The following is an 18,623-nucleotide window of genomic DNA, read 5'->3' as shown; positions in this document are numbered from 1 at the left end:
TTGGTTGTTCCCTTATGGTTTGGGTGGTGTTGTCCGCCGTTTTTTCCTTTCTCCCACCCCTGTGGCGGTTGGCGTCAGCCGGCGATGGGGCCGGCGTAGTTCAGGCCGAAGCCATAGTCGTACACGTTGCCGTTGGCGTCGGTGTAGGGGGTCATGTCCTTGGCGACGTCCTCCTGCTGGGCCTCGACGGTGTCCATGTTGATCGGGAACTGGATCGGCAGGCGGCCCTTGGGCTCGTACAGGCCCAGGGAGACCTCGATGAGGGCCTGGTCGCTCGTGCCGAAGCCGACGACGATCGCATCGGACTTGGCCTCGAACTCGGCCGGGATCACGGGGTTGGTCGCCTTGAGGACGGTCACCACGGGGATGTCCTTGCCGCTGGCCTCGACGGCCGCGACGGCCCGCTCGAACGAATCCAGGTCGGCCTCGTTCGCGATCCGCGAGGTGTTGCCGAAGTAGGAGCGGTTCTGCTTGGTGCCGTCCGGAAGGATGTCACCCGAGATGGACTCCTTGCGCACGTTCTCGCCGTCGGCGGTGTAGGGGCGGTACTGGAGGGACAGCGGGTACCACTCGTCGGTCTCGAGGTCGTGGCCGATGTTGGAGAAGTTGCCGCCGTTGTCCGGGCTGTCCATGCCCACCAGCACGAGGTCCACATTGCTGAGGTCGGGAGCGGTGTAGCTGGTGACCACGCCGTCGGCGTCCGTCACGGCCTCGTCGGTGACGACGGTTCCGAAGAACTGCTCGGCCGTCTCGACGTCGATGCTCGGACCCTCGGTGTACTCGCCGGGGCCGAAGGCGCTGGCGAAGCCGTTGCTGTAGGACCGCGGGATGTAGACGGTCCTGTCGGACCAGTCTGCGGCCTCGGCTGCGGCGATGGTGCCGCCGTCGTTCTTGACCATCACGACCGAGTCGAGCTGCGCGGCGTAGCCGGCCGCAACCTTGTCGTCGCTGGCCAGGATCTCGGACGAGACCTCGGGATCGAGGAAGGCGCTCTCGTAGAGGCCCGGGTTGAAGAGCATCGAGAGGATGCGCGCGCCCGACTCCTGGAAGCGGGTCTCGGCGTCGACCTCGAGCTCGCCGGCCTCGAACTTCTGCTGCCACAGCTCAGCGGCCTCGAGGATGAAGGTGGCGTCGTTGACGCCGCCGAACATGTCGTGGCCCGTGCCGAGCACCTCGAGGTAGCGCTCCGCGGGAGCGAGGTCCTCTGCGCCCCACGCCATACCGAAGAACGCGCCCTCGTCGTTGGCGCCGCTCATGACGCCCCAGTCGGTGACGACGACGCCCTCGTAGCCGTTGTCCTCACGCAGGATCGACATGCGCCCGTTGTCGTAGGCGGTGCCGACGCGCTCGCCGAACAGCGGCTCGCCGTTCGCGTCCAGGGCGATGGAGTAGGCGGTCATGACGGCCGCCGAGTCGAGCGAGCCCAGGAAGCCTGCGGCGTGCTCGTCGAAGTTGTCGCCGGGGTAGACGCCGTACTTGCCGGCATCGGTGTGGCCCTCACGGCCACCCTCGCCCGGCCCGTCGCCGGCCCAGTGCTTGATCATCGCGTTGACGGACTCGGAGCCCCAGACGTCCTCGCCGCCGGTGCCCTGGAAGCCGTCCACGTAGGCCGCGGCCAGCTCGGTGTTCTGGGCGACGTCCTCGCCGAAGGTCCCGCCGACGCGCAGCCAGCGGGGCTCGGTGGCGAGGTCGATCTGGGGGCTCAGCGCCGTGGCGATGCCCAGCGCGCGGTATTCCGCGGAGGCCATCTCACCGTAGTTGCTGGTGTGCTCCGCGTTGAATGTCGCGGCCAGGCCGAGGCTGGAGGGCCAGCGGGAGATGTCCGCGCCCTCTGCGTTGTAGCCGCCGGAGCCGGCGGTCGAGCGCGGGTCGGAGCTGAAGTTCACCGGGACGTAGGGGGTCTCCTCGGTGGCGAGCGTCTCCACGTACGCCTGCATCTCGTTGACCCACGGGACGGTGGTGGTGGCATCGCTGCCCGCGGCGTTCAGCACGTTGCGCAGGTTCGACTCGGTCAGGTAGGTCTTCTGCGCGTCGGTCAGGCCGTCGGCGGGGGTCCGCTCGTGGGAGCTGAACAGCATCAGCCCGGCGATCTGCTCGATGGACATCTGCCCGGCGAGGTCCGCGGCACGCTCGCTCGCCTCGACGCGCCAGTCCTCCCAGGTGTCGAGCTCGCCGTTGCCGTTCATGTCCTTGAACGCGTAGGTGGCGCCGTCGATCTCCTCTTCGAGCAGCGTGATGCCGCTCTCGGAGCCGTAGGACAGGACGGGACCGTCACCGGGGTTCTCGACGACCATGAACGTGGTGTCGCCGTCGGTGACCTCGCGCTCGGTGTAGCTGCCGGTGGCGGCCGACTCTGACGTCGGCGCAGGGGACTCGGACTGCCCGGGGCCCGCGGTGCATCCCGCGAGTGCCATGGCGGCGATCCCGGCGAAGGCCATGATCCGAACTGAAGAACGCTTCATCGGACGCCTCCCGCAATCGCGTGCTGGTGAACCATCATCACTCTCTCCTCGTTGAGTGTCGCGGGCCGATGACGGTGGCGGCTCGGGAGGCGGACGCTTCTGTCCGCACACCCGTCCCGTCCGGCCGTCACGGCCCTGGTAAGGACTCGGCACCCGCTTCGTGGAACCACTTCCCTCGGCGTGCCGGCAGGCACATATCGGGTAGTCGGAGTCACGCCACGTGGGCCGAGACACACTCAATCAGCCACGAAATCGCGAGTCGGGGGCGTGCGCACAACCTGTCGGTCTATGCGCACAACCTGCGCGCTGGGGCCGACCGGCAGGGATGGGCCGTGTCGAGGTCCTCCCTGGGGCGGGACGCGCGGTCGCCGTGCGGTCAGGCCCGGGGGGGAAGGGGACGGGATGGATCGAGGGTTGATGTGCCGGGGACACAGAGACGGGGCCGCCCGAAGGCGACCCCGTCCCGCTCGTGGTAATGCCAGGCGTGGCGTCAGTGACGCTCTGCCCTGAAGTTGAACCTATCGGCGAAGCTCGTCGTTCTCGATCAAGCTGCCGGGGCCTTCATTGGCCTTACCGGTGGACTCTTGATTCTGATGTGCGCAGCCCATACTTTGCCTCCCGAAATGTAGGTAACAGGACAGGGTCCACGGTACCCCTCCCCTTCAAGCAAGGGAAGGGTTCGACGGCTTCGAAGACTCCGACCGATCAAGTTCCCCACACGCGAGTGTCGGACGATCGGCGCCGTGGGTCAGCGCTGCGAGATGTCCTCGACGACGTCACCGGTGGTGCGGGCGTCGAGATCGCGGGCAACGTCGGCCTGGGCGATCACGCCCACGAGCCTTCCGCCGTCGACAACGGGGACCCTGCGGACCTGCCGCTCGCCCATCACGCGGGCCACCTTCTCCGCATCGTCGTCGACGTCCACGGTCACGACGTCACCCGTGGCAATCTCGGCGACGGTCGCGCTCGACGGGTCCAGCCCGTCGGCGACGCCCCGGACCACGATGTCGCGGTCGGTGACGACGCCTGCCAGACGGTCGCCGTCGAGGATGGGCAGCGAGCCGACGTTGAGGTCCCTGAGCCGACGGGCCGCCTCAGTCAGGGTCGCGGTGGGCGCGAGGGTCTCCACCGGCGTGGTCATGATGTCGCGTGCTGTCTTCATCTTTCCTCCTACGGTCATGGGCAGCCGGACGGGCCTCCCACACTTGCCAGTACCCGCTGCGGTGCAGTCCAAACGCCTCCACCGGCCATCGGGACCGGCATCACGCCACGCCCGCCGACCAAGGCGGCGGATCTGGTGTGGTGTGGTCGCGACCACAACTGCCGCCCAACGATCGGTCCGGCGCGACGTCGGGCCAGAAACCACTGACCGGCGGATCTGGTGGCGTAGTCGCCGCCAGAAGTGCCGCCCAAGGATTGTCCGGGACGCGACGGTGTTGTCAGGTGGCCCTGAGGTGTTGTCTGTGTCCAGCGAACCGGTGACGCGGTGAGGCCGGCTCGGCAGGCTGGGCCCATGCATCCGCGACAACACCTCTCCCCGAGCCTCCGCGCGCTCGCGGGCCGCCAGGAGGGCGTGCTCACCACCGCGCAGCTGATCGACGGAGGGCTGTCCAGGGCGGTGGTCCGACGGATGGCGCGCGAGTGGGTCAATCCGGCTGACGGTCTGCACCTGACCTCCGGCGCGACCTGGCTGGCGGCCGCCCACGCCGGGCTTCTCCGCGGCGGGAGTGGATCCGTGTTGGGCGAGGACGCCGCTGCCCATCTCCACGACGCCGTCCGGGACGCCCCGTCGCGGATCGCGGTCTGGACCGAGGCCAGGCACGACGGCTTCACCGTCGGGGAGTGGACCGTGGTGTACCGACGAGGAACGAGGAACGGCATAGGCAGCCCACCTCGGACGTCCGTGGCGACATCGCTGGTCGATCTGGCCCGGGTGAGCTCGGAGGACGCGACCATCGCGGCCGTGGCGCGCGCGCTGGCGCAGAGCAGGACCACCCCTGCCAGGATCCTCGCGGCGCTGGCGGCGCGGCAACGGACCAGGCACTCGGCGGTCATCAAGGAGTTGTGCGGCTTCGCGGGCAATGGGATCGAGAGTGCACTGGAGTGGCGTTTCCAGAGCCAGGTACTGCTCCCCCATGGGCTCCCGGTGCCCGAGAAGCAGGTGCGCAGCGTCGTCGGGCGCGGGGACGCGCTGTTCCGCGACGCGAGGCTCGCCGTCGAGCTCGACGGCATAAGGGACCACACCGAATGGTTCAAGGACATGGCCCGCGACAACGCCCGCCTCATCGCCGAAGGGACCGCCACGCTGCGCTACGGGTGGCAGTCGGTGACGCTCGAAGCCTGCGCCGTCGCGGCCCAGCTGGCCGACGCGCTGACCGCCCGCGGTTGGGACGGCGAGAGAATGGCCTGCCCACGATGCCCGCCCGCCAAGGCGGCGGATCTGGCGGCGTAGTCGCGACCAGAACTACCGCCCGATGATCGCCGGGAGGATAGACGCTGGGCACGGATTCACTGAGCGGCGGATCTGGTCGCGTAGTCGCGACCAGAACTGCCGGATAGTGGCCGACGACGGCGCCGGAAACGCAGAGCGGCGGATCTGGTCGCGTAGTCGCTACCAGATCCGCCGCTCAGGCGTCTGGGGTCAGCTGCTGAGCATGACCTGACCGCCGGTCACCGGGATGGCCTGGCCGGTCTCATAGGCCTGCTCGACGATGTAGTACACCGCCCGCATGACGTCGCCGCCCGTGGTGCCACGGCGCAGCGGCACCTTGGCCTCGTAGAACTCGCGGACCTCGTCGACGGTGGTCGCGCCCGGGACCTTGCCGGAGCGCAGGTACTGCACGAACAGCCCCCGGTCCGGGTCCGACCAGAGCGGGCCGTCGTAGAAGTTGCCGGGGCAGATGGCGTTGACCTTCACCCCGTGCTCGACGAGCTCCAGCGCGAAGCTCTGCACCAGGCCGATGCCGCCGAACTTCGAGCCGGCGTAGGCGCCGTTCTTGTTCGAACCGGTGAGGCCGGACTTCGAGTTGATCTGGATGATGTCGGTCATCCAGCCCGGTGCCGCCTTGTGCTGGGCGGCCAGCAGGCGGCCCAGGTGCTTGGTGACGAGGAAGAACGCCGTGTAGTTGATGTCCGTGGTCAGCGCGAACGCGGACAGCTCCTGCTCCAGCACTCCCCCGGCGCGGACGATGCCCGCGTTGGAGATCACCAGGTCGAGGCCGCCGGTGGTGGCCGCGATCTGCTCGGCCATCGCCGCCACCGAGGCCTCGTCGGCCACGTTGACCGTGATGGCGGCCGCGCGGTCGCCGAGCTCGGCGGCCAGGGCCGCCGCGCCGTCGCCGTTGAGGTCGGCGATGTAGACGAAGGCTCCCGAGTCGATCAGGCCGTGGACGATCTCCGCGCCGAAGCCCTGGGCGCCGCCGGTGACGACGGCGACCTTCCCCGCGACGACCGCGGACCGCGAGGCGGCGCTGCGCGCCTCCGCGGTCCGGGCGCCGGGGAGAGGCGTGAGGTCACCGAGGGTGGTCGCCGAGAAGGCGAAGCGCTCCCCCGCGACCTCGACGACGACGTCGCCGGGGAGCGGGAGGTCGGCGTCGGCGAGGGCCTGGGGAAGGTCTGCGATCACGGAGACCTTCTTAGGCTTCGAGGCCGACTCCGTCGGCACCTCAGCCAGCGAGGTCAGGAGGACGGGGACCCCGTACTTCGCCAGGTAGGCGCCCCGGACAACCGGGGCGATGTCGACGATGCTGCTCATGCCAGAGCCCTCCTCAGTTGACTGACGCTCTCCTCGACGGTGGTCTCGCCGGCCACCAGGGACCGGCCGAGCGCCCCGTAGCGCGCCACCCGGTCCGTCAACCGGAGGACCGCCAGCGGCGAGTCCGGCGAGAACAGGCCCAGCGACGCGCTCTCGTTGGCCAGCTGCTCGTGCGCGACCATCGCCCACGTGGCGTCGTTGAGGTGCGCCAGCTCGGGGCGCTGCAGCTCCGGGCAGTTGAACACTTGACGCGGGGTGTTGATGTCCACGCCGGAGACCTCCAGCAGGCCGTGCTCGGCGGCCAGCTCGGCCACCCGCGCCATCTGCTCGGCCGTGTTGCGCGGCGGCATGTAGGTGATGGCCGGCATGCCCATGCGCTCCAGCTCGACGAACAACTCCTCCAGGAAGTCGTCCTCGAACTTCTCCGCCTTCTTGTCCCCCGTCGGCGACGCGGTGACGTCGCCCAGGTAGGCGTAGGCCGGGATGGCGCCCACGGACTTGGCGAAGGCGATCACCTCCGCCATGCTCGGGCACTCCCCTCCGTCCTCGAGCCGCTCCGGCACCACGTAGATCTGGTCCAGGAACTCGGCCTTCATGACGCCCAGCAGGTCGAACACCAGGTGCGGGTTGTCCGGGTCCGCCAGCTGGTCCGCGACCTTCCCGGAGAGGGTGAGCCCCATCTCGGCCAGCCCGTCGACGAGGGACTGCCCCGGCCCGAACCGCTCGATGAGCTTCGACGCCATGGCCGCCAGCAGGTGACGCTCGGTCACCGTGCCGCCGCGCAGGAACTGCGAGCGCGCGACGATGTCGGCCTCCACGTCGATCAGCGGCGCGCCGAGGCGGCCGAGGATCTCGTTGGCCCGCTCCACCATGGCCGCGGTGCGCTTGAGGCGCGCCTCGCGGATGGGCACCAGGTACTCGGCCACCTTGTCCCGCGACGAGGCGGGGATGCCCTGCACCGTCATGTAGGCGATGCCCGCGGTGTCCGGGTTGTTGAGCTTGCGGGTGTGCATCGGGGCGTTGCCGGAGGCCACCTCGTCGGCCGTGTGCACGTAGACGCGGCACTCGAAGCCGGTCACGGCGCCCATGCCGAGCAGGGAGGCCGCCTCCGCCATCTCCGCGGCGGCACCGGCCGAGTCGTGGTCCACGGAGCCCACGACCATCAGCCCGGCCTCACGCGCCCGCAGCGCGGCCATGGCCGGCGTGTAGGGGCTGAAGCTGTAGATGGTGTGGACGTGGTTGTTGGACTCGGTGACGAACTCCGGGAACTCCGGGCCACCCTGCAGGTACTCCCGCAGGGCAGCCAGGCGCTCTGCCGGCAGCAGCGTCGGATCGTTGATCGCGTCGCGGGACATGGCTCAGAGCCCCATCCGGGAGCGACGCGCCAGCTCGGCGTTGGTCTGGTTGGTGCTCGGCACGTGGCCCGCGAGGGGGAGGATCCGCTCGTGGATGGCGTCGATCAGCCAGTCGGGCTGCGGGAAGAACTCCTTCTCCAGCTCGGCGGCGGGGGTGATCGCGTTGCGCGAGCCCACGACAGTGACAGGCGCGTCCAGGTGGTCGAACGCCAGGGTCTGGATCGACGAGGCCACGTTGTGCAGGAACGAGCCGCGGTCCACCGCGTCGGAGGTGAGCACGAGGCGGCCCGTCTTCTTCACGGACTCGACGATCGGGTCCAGGTTGAGCGGGGCGACGAAGCGCAGGTCGATCACCTCGGTGGAGATGCCGTACTTCTCCTGCAGCAGGTCCGCGGCCTCCATCACGCGGTACAGCGTGGGGCCGATCACCGCGATGGTCAGATCCGTGCCCTCGCGGCGCACGACGGGCTCACCCTCGGGCACCTCGTAGTAGCCCTCCGGCACGCCGTCGGCCGCGAACTGCTCGGCCACGTCGTACAGCAGCTGGGACTCGAAGAACATCACCGGGTCCGTGCCGCGCAGCGCCAGGTTCATCATGCCCTTGGCGTCGTACGGGGTGGAGGGGTAGTAGACCTTGAGCCCGGGCATGTGCGCCACGAGCGCGGACCAGTCCTGCGAGTGCTGGGCGCCGTACTTGGAGCCCACGGACACCCGCATGACCAGCGGCATCGTCAGGAGGCCTGCAGACATGGACTGCCACTTGGCGGCCTGGTTGAAGATCTCGTCGCCCGCGCGGCCCAGGAAGTCGCAGTACATCAGTTCGACGATGGCGCGGCCACCCGAGAGGGCGTAGCCGACGCCGGCGCCGATGATGGCGGCCTCGGAGATGGGCGAGTTGAACAGGCGGTGGTACGGCAGCAGCTCGGTGAGACCGCGGTAGACGGCGAACGCGCCCCCCCAGTCACGGTTCTCCTCGCCCCAGCCCGCCATCGTCGGGTCGGTGGCGAAGCGGTGCGCCACGGCCTCGAACAGGGCGTCGCGGTAGGAGTATGCCTTGGCCTTGGAAACGGGCTTGCCGTTCTCGTCGGTGGCCTTGCGCACCTTGTTCTTCAGGGACTTGACGCGGGCGTTCTCGGCCAGCGGCTCGAGCAGCTCGGGCTCACCCTCGGCCATGGCCTCCACGTTGCCGTTGGAGAACATGACGGACTCGATGAAGTCCATGCCCACGCGGGGGCTGGACTCCTCGTCCTTCGTCGCGATGGCGATGATCTTCGTGAGGCGCTCGTCGAACTTCGCCTGGATGTCGTCGACCTCGGACTGGCTGAGCACCTTGTTCTCGACGAGGTAGGCCGCGTAGTTCTTCAGGCCGTCGTGGGTCTCCCACAGCTCCACTTCCTCGCGGGTGCGGTAGCTGGAGGCGTCCGAAGGCGAGTGACCGGAGAAGCGGTAGGTGATCGTGTCGGTGAGCACCGGGCCCTTGCCGGACTCGAGGATCTGGCGCTTGCGGGCGACGGCGTCTGCCACGGCCAGCGGGTTGAGGCCGTCAACGCGCTCCGAGTGCATGGCCTCGGGGTTCACGCCGGCGCCGACGCGGGCCAGGATGTCGTAGCCCATGGTCTCGCCGGAGGTCTGGCCGCCCATGCCGTAGAAGTTGTTGAAGAAGTTGAACCAGATCGGCGGGTTGCCGTCCACGCCGTGCTTCCACAGCGTGCGGTACTGATCCATGGCGGCCATCATCATGGCCTCCCACACCGGCCCACAGCCCATCGAGGCGTCGCCGATGTTGGCGATCACGATGCCGGGCTGGCGGTTGATCCGCTTGAACAGAGCCGAGCCGGTGGCGATGTCGGCCGAGCCGCCCACGATGGCGTTGTTGGGCATCGAGCCGAAGGGCGCGAAGAAGGCGTGCATGGAGCCGCCGAGGCCGCGGTTGAAGCCGGCCTTGCGGGCGAAGGTCTCCGCGACGGTGCCGTAGAGGATGAAGTTCTCGGCCAGGTCCAGCAGGCCGTCGTGGCCCACCTTCTCCGCGAAGCCGAGGGTCTCGCCGTCGAGGAAGGTCTTCATGATGTTCTCAAGCTCGGCCGGGTCGAGCTTGCGGGCCGCGGAGTAGCACTTGGCGAGGATCTCGCCGTGGCTGCGGTGCGAGCCGAAGAGGAAGTCGGTGGGGTCGAGCTGCGACGCCTGACCGACGACGGCGGACTCCTGCCCGATCGAGAGATGCGCGGGGCCGCGGTGGTTGTACTCCACCCCGTTCCAGGCGCCGGTGGTCTTGATCGAGTTCAGCATGGTCTCGAACTGACGCACGGCGATCATGTCGTGGAGGATGTCCACCAGACCGTCCTTGCCGTGAGTCTCGAGCTCAGCGGCGAAGTTGGGCTTGTACTGGTTGACGGGGATGTCGGGCGTGGTGATGAACGACGCCGAGCGGACGTTGCTCGGGTCGACGACGAGGGTGCGTGGCATGTGTGACTGCTCCTAGCTTTCTGGTGGTCGCTCAGGCCTTGGCAGCCCAAGCCGCCTCTCGGATGAGTTCGCTGACGGTGGGGTGGGGGAAGACGACCTGGCGCAGGTCGGTGATGTTGAGTTCGGTCTCGAGCACCACGGAGGCGCCCCAGATCATCTCGGAGGCGTAGCTGCCCACGACGTGGACCCCGAGCACCTGCAGGGTCTCGCCGTCGTAGACCAGCTTCGCGGCGCCGTGGGCCTTGACGCCGCTCTCCGCGACGAAGCGGCCCGACATGGCGCCTGGAACGGTGACGGTCTGCACGTTGCCGCCCTGGGCCTTGGCCTGGGCCTCGGTGAGCCCGATGCCGGCGGCCTCCGGGCTGGAGTAGACCGCCCACGGGATCGTGGACCAGCGCATGACCTCGCCCCTGCGGTGGGCCTCGGGGTCGAGGATGTTCGCCGCGGCGATCTCGCCCATGCGGTAGGCGGCATGGGCCAGCAGGGAGCGGCCGGTCACGTCGCCGATCGCCCAGACGTTCGGGAGGTTGGTGCGCATGCGGTCGTCGACCACCACGCCCTTGCCGGAGACCTCCAGGCCGGAGTTCTCCGCGCCCCAACCCTGGACTGCGGGGCGGCGGCCCACGGCCATGAGCACGACGTCGGCCTCCACGGCCTCGTCGGCACCGTCGGCGGTGGTGTAGCGGACGGTCCCGCCGTCGAGGGCGGTGACCTTGCAGGACAGCTTGAAGTTCACGTTGCTGAGCGCCTTGCGGAGCATGGGCGCGAGCTCGGCGTCCATGAACGGCACGATCTCGGGCAGCATCTCCACGACGGTGACCTCAGAGCCGAGCGTGGCGAACAAGCTGGCGAACTCCAGCCCGATCACGCCGCCACCGATCACGGCCAGGCGCGGCGGGATGGTCTCGACGGCCAGCATGCCGGTGGAGTCAACCACGTGAGGGTTGTCCTTGGCGCCCGGGATGGGGGGCATCACGGGGACGGAGCCGGTGGCGAGGATCACGTGGTCGCAGGTGTAGCTCTCCGCTCGTTGAGCCGGACCGGAGCCGGAGGCGCCGTCCGCGTCGAAACGGACCGTGACCTTGCCGGGGCCGTCAAAGGTGCCGTAGCCCTTGACGACGATGACGCCGGCCTTCTTCTCCGCGAAGCCCACGCCCTTGACGAGCGTGGTGACCGTCTGGGCCTTCCACTTCTGGAGCTCGGTCCAGTCCACCGTGATGTCGGAGGTGTGGATGCCGAGGTTGGTGCCGTGCTTGGCGTGCTCGTAGGTCTTGGCCGCGTTGAGCAGGGCCTTGGTGGGGATGCAGCCCACGTTGAGGCAGGTGCCGCCGAGGGCGTCGGCCTCGATGAGGAGGACCTTCTTCCCCGCGTGGCCGAGGCGCTCGGCGGCGATGTAGCCGCCGGGGCCCCCGCCCAGGACGATGACGTCGTAGTCACTCATGGGTGTGTCTGTTCCTCTCAGCCGAGCACGGTGATGTCGATGGCCTCGATGAACGTCACGAGGTCCTGCAGGAAGCGGGCGGCGTCTGCTCCGTCGATGGCGCGGTGGTCCGCGGTGAGCGACAGGCCGATGCGCTGCTCGGCGCCGATGGAGCCGTCGGCGTTGACCTTGACCCGCGGGAAGATCGCGTCCACGCCGAGGATGGCGGTCTGCGGCACGTTGAGCAGAGGGGTGAAGGACTCGATGCCGAAGCCGCCCAGGTTGGACACCGTGAAGGTGGCGCCCGACAGCAGATCGGGGTTGATCGAGCCCTGGATGGCCTCGTTGGCGAGTTGCTTGCTGACGGCGGAGAACTCGCGCAGGCTCATCAGCGACGCGTTGCGCACCGTCGGCACCAGGAGGCCGCGGGGGGTGTCGCAGGCGAAGCCCATGTGGACGCGCTCGAAGGTGGTGAGCACGCCGTCGGCCAGGTGGGCGTTGTGCGAGGGGTTCTTCGCGGCGGCGCGGACGGCGGCGTAGCCGACCAGGTCGCCGATGGTGACGCCGTTCATGCCCAGCGACGGGTCCGAGTTCTTCAGCTTCTTGCGCAGATCCAGCAGGCCCTGGGCGTTCGCGGTGGTGGTGTAGGTGAGCTGCGCCGAGGTGGCCAGCGAGTTCATCATCCGGTCCGAGATGACCTTGCGGACACCCTTGACCTTGGTGGCCTCCGACGGGCCGGGGAAGTCGGCGTCGACGGCGCTCGCCGGACGTGTCGCCGCGGGGGCGGCCGCGGCGGCCGGCTCGGCCGGGGCGGCGAGATCGGCGGTGGTCACGCGGCCGCCGAGCCCGGTGCCCTGCGCGGCCGAGCCGTGGGCTCCTGCGCGGGCGGCGCCGGTGGTGGCCGAGGTGAGGGCATCCTTGACGTCGCGCTCGATGACGCGGCCGCCGGGACCGGAGCCCTCGGCGACGGCGCCGAGGTCGAGGGAGTTGGCGGCGGCGAGGCTGCGGGCGCGGGGGCTCGAAGCGCCGGTGGCCGCGGTGCGCTCCGTCTGAGGGGCCTCCCCGGGTTCGGGCGCGACGGCGGGTGCAGCTGCCTCGGTGGCGGGCGTGGCCTCGGCCTCGCCGTCGGCGCGCTTCCAGCCGGCCGCGTCGAGCGCCGGCTTGGGGTCCTCGCCGGCGGCGCCCACCACCAGCAGGGGCTCCTTGACCGGGACGTCGTCGCCCTCGGCCCAGAGCAGGGCCAGCACGGTACCGGCCGCGGAGGAGGGGACCTCCATGGAGGCCTTGTCTGTCTCGACCTCGCAGACGATGGCGTTCTCGGCGATCTCGTCGCCCACCTTCACCTGCCACGACACGATCAGGCACGACTCGACACTGTTGCCGAGCTGCGGCATGACTACGACGGTTGCCATGGTGTTGTCCTTCTTCTTCGTTGATTGACTAGACGACGCGTACTTGGGTGTGTTCCCGGAGTGCCTCGACGGCGCCCGCGGGGAGCCCGTCGTCGGTGATGACCCCGGTGATGCCCGCCAAGGGCAGGAAGGTGACGAAGCCGGCCTGGCCGAACTTCGACGAATCGGCCAGCAGCCAGGTCTCCTCGGCGCGCTCGCGCATGAGTGAGGCAACCTGGCCGCCCTCGACGAACCGCGTTGTGAGGCCCCGCTCGGGAGAGAAACCGTCCGTGCCGACGAAGGCCAGGCGGGTGTTGAAGTCCGCGATGGCGCGCTCGGCGAGCGGGCCGACGAACGACTCGGACTCGGCGCGGAACACGCCCCCGGTGAGGATGACGCCGAGCGCGGGGTTGATCCGGGCCGTGGAGAACGCCAGCGCCGAGTTGGTGACGATCTGGACGCCACGGCGCCCGGTGAGGTTGCGCACCAGCATGGCCGTGGTGGTACCTGCCTCGATCATGATCGTGTCGTCGTCCAGGACCATCGCCGCAGCCGCGGCGGCGATGCGCTGCTTGGCCTCAACGTGGAGCTTCTCGCGCTGCAGGATGGATTTCAGCGTGGTGGGGCGGGCTCCGCCGCGGGTGCGGACCAGGAGGCCGCGCTCCTCGAGGTTCCTGAGGTCTCCCCGGATGGTGACCTCGGAAACGCCGAGCTCGACGGCCAGGGCGGAGACCGAGAGGGTGCCGTCGTCGGTGAGACGCGTCATGATCTCGCTCGCCCGCTCAGCGCGCTCGACGGTCATTGTCGGTCCCATCACTTGCCGTTGACTTCCGAAGTGGTTTCGATGTGACCACCCTAAGCCCTTCGGATCGGTTTCGATGGGCGGGTGGCGGAATGCTGAGCATCTGCTCACGACATCACGATCCGGTCACGTCAGCACCCTCGCGAGGATGCGGATCTACGCTGGAGGGAAGGAGGCCAGCGATGCCCAGCCGTCGATCACTCTTGGCCGCCGCGGGACTCGCGGCCCTTGCCATCTCACTGTCGTCCTGCGCCGCGGCCGAGCCCGGCGAGGTGCGCGGGACACAACCGCCGGAGGAGTTCCCCATTGGGACGTCCGGCGTGCCGACGGCATCCGCGGCCACCGAGTCGCTGGCCTGGGCGTTGCTGGGCGGGAAGACCGGCAACCGGGTCCTGGGGCCGAGTTCGCTCATGTCCGCCATAGCCATGCTGGGCGAGGGTGCGGCCGGGGCGAGCGCCGCGTCGCTCGACTCGACGATCGGCCTGGCCGGGGACGAGCGGTCCGCGGCCGTCGCGGCGCTGAGGCAGGCCCTCGCCGGGTACGACACGCTTCCAGAAAGCGTGGACAAGAAGGAGCCTCCGGAGGAGCCCGTCGTCCACCAGGCGTCGCAGGTCGTGATCGTGGACGACGCGATCGTCGAGGAGGCGTTCCTGGACCGGCTGTCGCGGTTCTACGACTCAGGCGTGGAGCGGGTGGACCGGGACGGGGCCAAGGCGGTGCTGGACGCGTGGGCGAACAAGCACACCGCAGGGTTGATCGAGAAGTCCGCCATCGAGGTCACCCCGGACCTCCGGCTGGTGCTGCAGGACGCGGTGCTGTTCGCGGCCAGATGGCGGACCCCCTTCACCAGCGAGTGGCCGGTGCCGTTCACCCCCACCGGGGGCGCACCGACGGAGGTGCCGGGCATGACGGAGATCGTTCCTGCCAGGTTTGCGGAGGGGTCGCGGTGGGCTGCCGTGCGCCTGCCGTACGACGACGTGCTCGCGATGGACGTGATCCTCCCCTCAGCGGGGGTGACTCCGGGGGAACTCACCGCCGACGATCTGGTGGCCGTCGCGGAGGGGCTGGAGGCCGCCGGCGAAGGCCAGGTCTCCGTCGTCATGCCGACGTCGGACCAGAAGCAGACCTGGGACCTTCTGCAACCCGTCAAGGAGGCCGGGATCGACCTGTCCGATCTGGGCATGATCGTGCCCGGGGGCACCCTGGGCCAGCTGGTTCAGCAGGTGACCTTGACGGTCAGCCCGAAGGGCACCGTCGGGGCGGTGCTGACGGAGGGCGCCGTCGGCACGGGGATGCCTGCCTATGACGCCGAGCTCTGGGTGGACCGGCCATACATCATGCGGGTCCTGGACACCCGGACACGCTGGCCGATCTTCCTCGCCGTCGTCGAGGACCCCGCCGCTCCAGCCGAGTAGCACCCCGGTCGCCGGCTGGGTGATCGGCCTCCGCCTCGGCCGCGGTTTGAGCCGGACACGGCTCTCGGCGAGTGCGTTTGAGCCTGGCTTCGGAGTCGCTGTGACTTGAACGATCAATAGGCGGGATTCACGCGTCGAGAGCCGTGTCCGGCTCAACCAGCCTCATCGAAGGCTGTGTCCGGCTCAAGCAGCCCCCTTGAAAGCCGTGTCCGGCTCAACGTCCTGACCCGCAGAGGGCTACGAACCGAGGGCGAGCGGCAGGAGTTGCGCGGCCCACGCCACCACCATCAGCGCCGTCGCGACGAGCGCCGGGGTGGGGCGGCGCCCACCCCTGGTGCCCTGCTGGCCGGCGGCGAGCCACGACTGCAGCTCGGCCGCCGCGGCCTCGGTGGTGGCACCGGGGCGCACCACGGCCGGGTCGATGCTCAGCATCTCCTCCGGGGCGCGAAGGCGGACGCCGACGGCGTGACTGCCGGGCGCGATCAGGTCGACGCGTGCGGGGCCCACCACGTCGTCGAGCAGAAGCCCGTACCAGCCGAAGCCCTGGCGGAACCGGCTGAACTCGCCCCACGACCACGACGTCGCCCAGAACGGCCCGGTCATCACCACGAGGATGGCGAGGATCAGGCGGATGTTGTTGAACCAGTCGCCCCACACCTCCGTGAGCATGAAGGGCACCGCCAGCGCGCCCACACCCGCCACGGCCAACGCCGCCACCCAGCGCGTCCACCGCCCGCGACGCAGTGCCCACAGCGCCAGGTTCTCCTGAACCGTGGTGGGCGCCGCCTCGTCCACCTCCCAGCCCGGCTGCCCGGGCCTGATGGCCCGGAGGAACCGCCGTCGACCCCTGAACGGCTGGGGCTCCTCTACCTCGGCCAGCCAGACCTGCCCCGTCGCCCTGGCCAACGCCACCGAGGAGCCGTAGGCCCAGCCCCCGACCAGGATGAACGGCTCCGCGCCGTTGGTGTCGGGGCCGACGACGGCCTCAGCCATCTCCTTCTCCTCGCCGGTGAGGCTCGCCATCTCCTCGGCAACGACCTCATGGTGAATGTCGTCGGCCCAGTGCGCCACTTCCATGGCCGTGGCCGGCATGGGCATGTCGGCCAACTCCTCGTCGTCGTCCTCCGGCTTCCATGCGTCGGCAGCGTCGACGGCCTCGGCCACCCTGTCCCGGTCCGCCAGGCCGTCGAGGTGGGTGAGCTCCAGGATCGGCCAGTCCGCGTCCGTGGGGAGCACGAGCGCAATCTCGCCGTTGCACACCACCCGCACCGTCACACCGGGCGCGCCCTGCGCCACCAGCCTGGCCCGCCGCCGGTGCGGCGCGACGTAGCGTCCCCACACCGCCGCCGCGGCCATGGGCACCGCGGCCACCAGGCCGAGGAGCCACGCCGGATTGTCCTGGCCGGCGCCGACCAGCACGGCGCGCGACCCGTCGGTGAGGACCTGCACCTGATCACCCACCGCGACGTCGTCGTACCAGGGGCTCTCGATCTCCCGGTCCACGCCGTCGAGGACCACCGTCAGGTACTGATAGCCGTCCTCGTCCTCCTCGATCGCGGAGACGGGGACGCTCACCAGCGACGCCCCGGCCTCGAACCGGGCCGCGTCCCGCGTCTCCATCTGGTGAATCGCAAGCCCGACGAGGCCGGCCACCACGACCGCCGCCACCCCGCCGACGCCGAGCCATCGACGCAGCGTCGGGGTTGCGGCCCAGGACCCTTCGAACGGCACACCGGTGGCGGGGACCACCACGTCCCCGCGGGGCCGGGAGCGCGAATCCCGCACGAGAACGAACCCGACCATCACGGTCGCGGTCAGCCCCGCCGCCCACCACCAGGCCGACTCCGCCTGGGCCGCGACCACCCCGACGGCGGCGCAGGCCATCGCTGTCGCCAGGCTCCACCGGGGCGCGAGCCACACCAGGATCGAGGTCGTCAGCAGCGTGACCGCCAGGCCGGTGGAGACGTAGGCGGCGGACCACAGTGCGGGGCGCTGGTACTCCAAGGCGCCGAGGGGGTCGAGGATCGAGATGCCGGCGATGATCGCCACCACCAGCCAGGCCAGCCTGAGCCAGGTCAGGTGGGTCCGGCTGCGGCGGAGGTCACTGGAGGAGAGGCGGTGCACCACGGCAGTATGGCCGAACAGGCTTCGGCTCGTCCCGTGGGGGTGGGGTGTGTTGAGCCGGACACGGCTCTTGCGGAACCGCGACGAGCCGGACCTCGGCCTCAATGGGACTTGAACGTTCAAGATCGCCGATTCTCGGCTTGAGTCCCGGATCCGGCTCAAGGCACCCCGACGAAAGCCGTGTCCGGCTCAAGTCGGGCCGCCGGAAGCCGTGTCCGGCTCAAATCCCCTCACCGGAGCGGGCGAGGAGGATCAGCCCGTGGGCGAGGGCTCCGGGCCGAGGAAGGCGTGCAGATCCTCGGCCAGGTCCGCGGGCGGCTTCCAGTAGGCGAACTCGTCGAGGGGGCTGGGGTCCACCGCGAAGTTGCCGTCGTGCAGCGGCACCAGCGACATCGTCGAGCCCCATCCGTCGACGAGCACGAAGGCGCCGCGGTTGTCGATCCCCATGCCGGGCACGTCCCCGCCCACGTCCGTGCGCAGCGACTCCACCATCCGTGCCAGCAGGTCCTCCGGAACCTCGTCGATGACGCGGACATCGCTGTAATCGCGGGAGCAGACGTGGCCGACCAGGATCGCGTCTGGCGTGGTCGGAACCAGGGTGGTCAGCGGTGGACACACCTCCGGGGGCTCCGACGGTGCCACCTCCCCGGATCGCTGGCCCTCCCACAGCCCGACCAGGGTCTGCAGGAACCCTTCGCCGCCCGAGAACTGGCGTTCCCCGTCGCTCACCACCTTGCAGCCGTGCAGCTCCCCGCGCAGGCGCTGCGCACCGTCCGGGTAGTCGAGCACCACGACGTAGGTCATCCGGTACTCCGCGGTGCACGCGACGTCCCCGGGCAGGGGCTCGAGGGCATTGAACGCGGCCGTCACCTCGTCCAGCCCCTCCGTCAGCGGTTCGAGCGGTCCGCCCGTGGCCGGGAAGCCCTCGCTCGGGTCCCCGCACAGCCACGCGCGCAGCGCTCCGTCGGGGAGATCGCCGTCGAACGGGGTGAGCTGGAGCCCGGCCTCGCGCGTCTCCTCCGCGATCCCCGCGCACGGGTTCTCCACCGGCGCGACCGTAGGCGTGGCGGATGCTTCCGTGGGCGTGGGCGAGGGAGCGGACGGCTCAAGCGAGCTTGAGCCCGAGGGGATGGGGCTGGGAGTCTCCCCCGGCACCGCGCCGTCCGGGCCGCGCAGCGCCTGGTACCCCAGCGGGATCGCGACGGCCGCCAGCACCAGGCCCCCGACGACGGCGCCCGTCACCCACCGGCGCGGCCTGCGGCCCTCCGCCTCAGCGGCCGCGCCCGTCCCGTCCGCTGCGCCGTCGTCCGTCATCTCGACCTCGTCTCTGAGCCGCCCGCGGCAGGACACAGCGGGGCTGAACCCATTGTCCCCCTCGATCGCGACGCCCGGAAGCGGCTCGGTGGGCATCTGCCCGGATCGCCCGCGAAACCGCCG

12 protein-coding genes are annotated in these 18,623 nt (G+C 70.0%); 2 read left to right on the top strand and 10 right to left on the bottom strand.

The window, feature by feature from the left end; all coding sequences use genetic code 11:
* Window positions 1–74: 74 nt before the first annotated feature.
* Both ACZK5D_RS03220 and ACZK5D_RS03215 read right to left on the bottom strand, forming a co-directional pair.
* Window positions 75–2,462 carry a glycoside hydrolase family 3 N-terminal domain-containing protein gene (locus tag ACZK5D_RS03220; RefSeq protein WP_463664255.1) on the bottom strand — a complete coding sequence of 796 codons (2,388 nt, stop codon included), beginning with the start codon at window positions 2,460–2,462 and terminating at the stop codon, window positions 75–77.
* Between the two features lie 748 nt (window positions 2,463–3,210).
* Complete coding sequence (locus tag ACZK5D_RS03215) at window positions 3,211–3,624, bottom strand: CBS domain-containing protein (RefSeq protein WP_463664254.1); 414 nt, start codon at window positions 3,622–3,624, stop codon at window positions 3,211–3,213.
* A gap of 351 nt (window positions 3,625–3,975) precedes the next feature.
* Here ACZK5D_RS03215 and ACZK5D_RS03210 point away from each other — a divergent pair, with 351 nt between their 5' ends.
* Window positions 3,976–4,914 (top strand): putative endonuclease domain-containing protein, encoded by a 939-nt coding sequence (locus ACZK5D_RS03210; RefSeq protein WP_463664253.1) that lies wholly within the window; start codon window positions 3,976–3,978, stop codon window positions 4,912–4,914.
* A 189-nt stretch (window positions 4,915–5,103) separates the two neighbouring features.
* Here the strand turns inward: ACZK5D_RS03210 and ACZK5D_RS03205 are convergent, their stop codons facing one another.
* Genes ACZK5D_RS03205 through ACZK5D_RS03180 form a run of 6 tightly spaced genes read right to left on the bottom strand, consistent with a single transcriptional unit; the run spans window position 5,104 to window position 13,647 of the window.
* Entirely contained in the window at window positions 5,104–6,216 is a 1,113-nt protein-coding gene (locus tag ACZK5D_RS03205) for an SDR family NAD(P)-dependent oxidoreductase (RefSeq protein WP_463664252.1), read from the bottom strand.
* On the bottom strand, window positions 6,213–7,571 hold the full coding sequence (locus ACZK5D_RS03200) for a PHP domain-containing protein (RefSeq protein ID WP_458996088.1): 1,359 nt from the start codon (window positions 7,569–7,571) through the stop codon (window positions 6,213–6,215). The genes ACZK5D_RS03205 and ACZK5D_RS03200 overlap by 4 nt, the downstream gene beginning before the upstream one ends.
* Window positions 7,572–7,574: 3 nt before the next feature.
* Window positions 7,575–10,034, bottom strand: coding sequence for an alpha-ketoacid dehydrogenase subunit alpha/beta (locus ACZK5D_RS03195; protein ID WP_463664251.1), 2,460 nt, complete (start codon window positions 10,032–10,034; stop codon window positions 7,575–7,577).
* A 31-nt stretch (window positions 10,035–10,065) separates the two neighbouring features.
* Window positions 10,066–11,475, bottom strand: a complete 1,410-nt coding sequence (gene lpdA / locus ACZK5D_RS03190; protein WP_463664250.1) for a dihydrolipoyl dehydrogenase — start codon at window positions 11,473–11,475, stop codon at window positions 10,066–10,068.
* A gap of 17 nt (window positions 11,476–11,492) precedes the next feature.
* Entirely contained in the window at window positions 11,493–12,866 is a 1,374-nt protein-coding gene (locus ACZK5D_RS03185) for a dihydrolipoamide acetyltransferase family protein (RefSeq protein ID WP_463664249.1), read from the bottom strand.
* A gap of 28 nt (window positions 12,867–12,894) precedes the next feature.
* Window positions 12,895–13,647: a DeoR/GlpR family DNA-binding transcription regulator gene (locus tag ACZK5D_RS03180; RefSeq protein WP_182781665.1), complete on the bottom strand. Its 753-nt coding sequence runs from the start codon at window positions 13,645–13,647 to the stop codon at window positions 12,895–12,897.
* A 182-nt stretch (window positions 13,648–13,829) separates the two neighbouring features.
* On the opposite strand from ACZK5D_RS03180, the gene ACZK5D_RS03175 reads away from it, so the two are divergent.
* Window positions 13,830–15,062 (top strand): serpin family protein, encoded by a 1,233-nt coding sequence (locus ACZK5D_RS03175; RefSeq protein ID WP_463664248.1) that lies wholly within the window; start codon window positions 13,830–13,832, stop codon window positions 15,060–15,062.
* A gap of 237 nt (window positions 15,063–15,299) precedes the next feature.
* Here ACZK5D_RS03175 and ACZK5D_RS03170 read toward each other — a convergent pair whose 3' ends face one another.
* Window positions 15,300–17,186, bottom strand: coding sequence for a hypothetical protein (locus ACZK5D_RS03170; RefSeq protein ID WP_463664247.1), 1,887 nt, complete (start codon window positions 17,184–17,186; stop codon window positions 15,300–15,302).
* A 252-nt stretch (window positions 17,187–17,438) separates the two neighbouring features.
* Complete coding sequence (locus ACZK5D_RS03165) at window positions 17,439–18,596, bottom strand: hypothetical protein (RefSeq protein WP_463664246.1); 1,158 nt, start codon at window positions 18,594–18,596, stop codon at window positions 17,439–17,441.
* Window positions 18,597–18,623 lie beyond the last annotated feature (27 nt).

The organism is Tessaracoccus yangjingae (genome assembly GCF_055326235.1).
Note: the sequence above shows the minus strand (reverse complement) of the source record. Positions and strands in the feature narration are given on the sequence as shown.

Bases quoted from the DNA above. Each gene is read 5' to 3' on its own strand.
- ACZK5D_RS03195 (WP_463664251.1), bottom strand. From the start codon at position 10,034: ATGCCACGCACCCTCGTCGTCGACCCGAGCAACGTCCGCTCGGCGTCG.
- ACZK5D_RS03175 (WP_463664248.1), top strand. From the start codon at position 13,830: ATGCCCAGCCGTCGATCACTCTTGGCCGCCGCGGGACTCGCGGCCCTT.
- lpdA (WP_463664250.1), bottom strand. From the start codon at position 11,475: ATGAGTGACTACGACGTCATCGTCCTGGGCGGGGGCCCCGGCGGCTAC.
- ACZK5D_RS03200 (WP_458996088.1), bottom strand. From the start codon at position 7,571: ATGTCCCGCGACGCGATCAACGATCCGACGCTGCTGCCGGCAGAGCGC.
- ACZK5D_RS03165 (WP_463664246.1), bottom strand. From the start codon at position 18,596: ATGCCCACCGAGCCGCTTCCGGGCGTCGCGATCGAGGGGGACAATGGG.
- ACZK5D_RS03185 (WP_463664249.1), bottom strand. From the start codon at position 12,866: ATGGCAACCGTCGTAGTCATGCCGCAGCTCGGCAACAGTGTCGAGTCG.
- ACZK5D_RS03210 (WP_463664253.1), top strand. From the start codon at position 3,976: ATGCATCCGCGACAACACCTCTCCCCGAGCCTCCGCGCGCTCGCGGGC.
- ACZK5D_RS03220 (WP_463664255.1), bottom strand. From the start codon at position 2,462: ATGAAGCGTTCTTCAGTTCGGATCATGGCCTTCGCCGGGATCGCCGCC.
- ACZK5D_RS03215 (WP_463664254.1), bottom strand. From the start codon at position 3,624: ATGAAGACAGCACGCGACATCATGACCACGCCGGTGGAGACCCTCGCG.
- ACZK5D_RS03180 (WP_182781665.1), bottom strand. From the start codon at position 13,647: ATGACCGTCGAGCGCGCTGAGCGGGCGAGCGAGATCATGACGCGTCTC.
- ACZK5D_RS03205 (WP_463664252.1), bottom strand. From the start codon at position 6,216: ATGAGCAGCATCGTCGACATCGCCCCGGTTGTCCGGGGCGCCTACCTG.